General features: G+C 70.9%; 3 protein-coding genes and 1 pseudogene. 2 read left to right on the top strand and 2 right to left on the bottom strand.

Annotated elements, in window-relative coordinates; translation table 11 throughout:
- Positions 1–242: pseudogene (locus JYJ84_RS33830) on the top strand (MFS transporter); the annotation flags it as partial.
- Positions 243–327: 85 nt separating this feature from the next.
- Here the strand turns inward: JYJ84_RS33830 and JYJ84_RS33825 are convergent.
- A complete protein-coding gene (locus tag JYJ84_RS33825) occupies positions 328–969 on the bottom strand; it encodes a LysE family translocator (protein ID WP_122944172.1) in 642 nt (213 codons plus the stop codon).
- A gap of 76 nt (positions 970–1045) precedes the next feature.
- Positions 1046–1954: an NAD(P)-dependent oxidoreductase gene (locus JYJ84_RS33820; protein ID WP_226218014.1), complete on the bottom strand. Its 909-nt coding sequence runs from the start codon at positions 1952–1954 to the stop codon at positions 1046–1048.
- Between the two features lie 57 nt (positions 1955–2011).
- Between JYJ84_RS33820 and JYJ84_RS33815 the strand changes: the two genes are divergently transcribed.
- On the top strand, positions 2012–2573 hold a 562-nt coding region (locus tag JYJ84_RS33815), incomplete at its 3' end, for a Mut7-C RNAse domain-containing protein (RefSeq protein ID WP_205186844.1).

The raw sequence follows: 2573 nt of genomic DNA, 5'->3' as shown, positions 1-2573 counted from the left end.
TCGGCCGCCGCGAGATCAACCTGCTGAACCCGGCCGCGCGCGGCCGCCTGAACGGGCTGTTCGTCGGGCTGTTCTTCATCGGCGGCGCGCTCGGTGCAGTGCTCGCAGGCAGTGCGTGGGCCTGGAGCGGGTGGAGCGCGGTATGCGGCGTGGGGTTCGCGTTCGCCGGCGCGGCCACCGTCTACGGGCTCTCGGCCGGACGCGGGGCCGGTGCAACGTCGCTGACTCGCCCGCGTGCATGAGCGAGCGTGACGCAGGCCCGAAAAGCCGAACGCCCCGCCCTCTTGCGAGGGACGGGGCGTTCGGCGCGCCGGCGTCAGTTCGAAATCAGTGACGGACCAGCGCCATCATCGCGCCGAAGCCGACGAACAGCCCGCCCGTCAGCCGGTTGAAGATCTTCGCGACGCTCTGGCTCTTCAGCGTCGCGCCGATGCGCGTGCCAAACGACGCGTAGACGAGATACCAGCTCACCTCGATTACCGCGAACGTGACGACGAGGACGCCGAACTGCGGCAGCGTCGGCTCGGCCGCGTTGATGAACTGCGGCAGCAGCGCGGCCGCGAACAGGATCGCCTTCGGGTTGCTGCCCGCGACCAGGAAGCCGTTGCGGAACAGCGTCCCGCGCGAGGCCGGCGCGGCCTGGCGCGACACGGATTCGACGTCGGCGGCAGGCTGCTCGTCGTCGACGCGTGCGCGCCATGCCTTCACGCCCAGGTAGATCAGGTAGGCTGCACCCGCGAAGCGCAGCGTATTGAACATCGCCGGCCAGGCTTCGAGCACCGCACCGAGGCCCGCCGCCGACACCGACAGCATCAGCACCAGCGCGCTGAGACAGCCGGCCATCGTCCACGTCGAACGCTGCAGCCCGTGCCGCGCACCGTGTGTCATCACCAGCAGCATGTTCGGGCCCGGAATCGCCGACACGACGAACACCGTCGCCACGAAAAGCCACCACGTATGCAAGTTCATGCCCGCCTCTGCCTGGAAGTCACGGAAAACGAAACGTCGATTATGCCGGTGCGCCGGACTTCTGTCGCGCGACGGATCAGCGGCCCGCGCGGCGCAGCGCGACTTCGCCGAGCACCGCGAAATCCTGCTCGCCACCGCCGTGCGCGAGCGCGTCGAGCAGGTTGTCGCGCACGACGCTCGCCACCGGCAACGGCACCGACACGGCGTCGCCGGCTTCCAGCGCGAGCCGGACGTCCTTCAGCCCGAGGCGCGCCTTGAAGCGCGCGGGCTCGTAGCGCCGCTCGGCGATCATCGAGCCGTAGCCTTCGTAGACGGGGCCCGGAAACACGCTGCCGGTGATCACGTCGAGGAAGTCGCGCATCGCGACGCCGTGCGCGCCCAGCAGCGCGGACGCCTCGCCGAGCGTCTCGATCGCGGACGCGAGCGTGAAGTTCGCGGCGATCTTCGCGACGTTCGCGTGCTGCGGCAGCGAACCGAACCGCCAGGTCTTCTGGCCGATTGCGTCGAACAGCGGCTGCACGCGATCGATCGCCTCGGCCGGGCCGCCCGCCATGATCGTCAGGCGCGCGGCGGCCGCGACGTCGGGCCGCCCCATCACCGGCGCGGCAACGTAATGGATGCCGCGCGACGCATGCGCATGCGCGAGCGATTCGGCCAGCGCGACCGACACCGTCGCCATGTTGACGTGGATCAGGCCGCGCGGCGCCTGCGCGAGCAGCGCATCGTCGAAGATCGCGCGCGCCGCGGCGTCGTCGGCCAGCATCGAGAACACCGCGTCGCCGCGAAACGCGTCGGCCGGCGTGTCGACGATCTGCGCGCCGAGCGCGGCGAGCGGCTCGGCGCGCTCGCGCGACCGGTTCCAGACCCGCACCGTGTGTCCGGCCTTCAGCAGGTTCGTCGCGATTGCCTGCCCCATTTCACCCAGCCCGATAAATCCGAGATCCATTTCCCGCTCCTTCGCTCCGTGAAGCGGGGAGTTAAACACAGATGCGTGGCGTCTGCAGGGCACGCGGCCGCCCCTGCGCGGTGCGATACTGCGCGCATGGCGACCGCGACCTTCCGCTTCCACGACGAACTGAACGCCTTTCTCCCGCGCGCGCAGCGCGACCGCGCGTTCGGGCACGCATGCGCGCGCGATGCGACGGTGAAGCACGCGATCGAGGCGCTCGGCGTCCCGCATACGGAAATCGGCCGGCTCTGCGTGAACGACGCGCCGGCCGCATTCGACCGGCCGCTCGACGACGGCGACCGGGTCGAAGCCTTTCCGGAACGCGCGCAACCGGCGGCGAGCGGGGCCGGTGCCCCGCCACCGGCGCAATGGCGCTTCGTCGCCGACGCGCATCTCGGCGGCCTCGCGCAGCTGTTGCGCCTCGCGGGCTTCGACACCTGCTACGACAACCACTACCGCGACGACGAGCTCGCGGCGCTCGCCGCGCGAGAGGGCCGGATCGTGCTGACCCGCGACCGCGAGCTGCTCAAGCGGCGCGCGGTCGAGCGCGGCTGCTACCTGCACGCGCTGCAGCCGGCCGACCAGCTGCGCGAGCTGTTCGAGCGGCTCGATCTCGCACCGCACATGCGGCCGTTCCGGCTGTGCCTGCGCTGCA

This window comes from Burkholderia sp. LMG 13014, assembly GCF_905232215.1.
Lineage (GTDB): Bacteria > Pseudomonadota > Gammaproteobacteria > Burkholderiales > Burkholderiaceae > Burkholderia.
The sequence above is the reverse complement of the archived record's forward strand: the minus strand, read 5'-3'. Positions and strand labels throughout refer to the sequence as shown.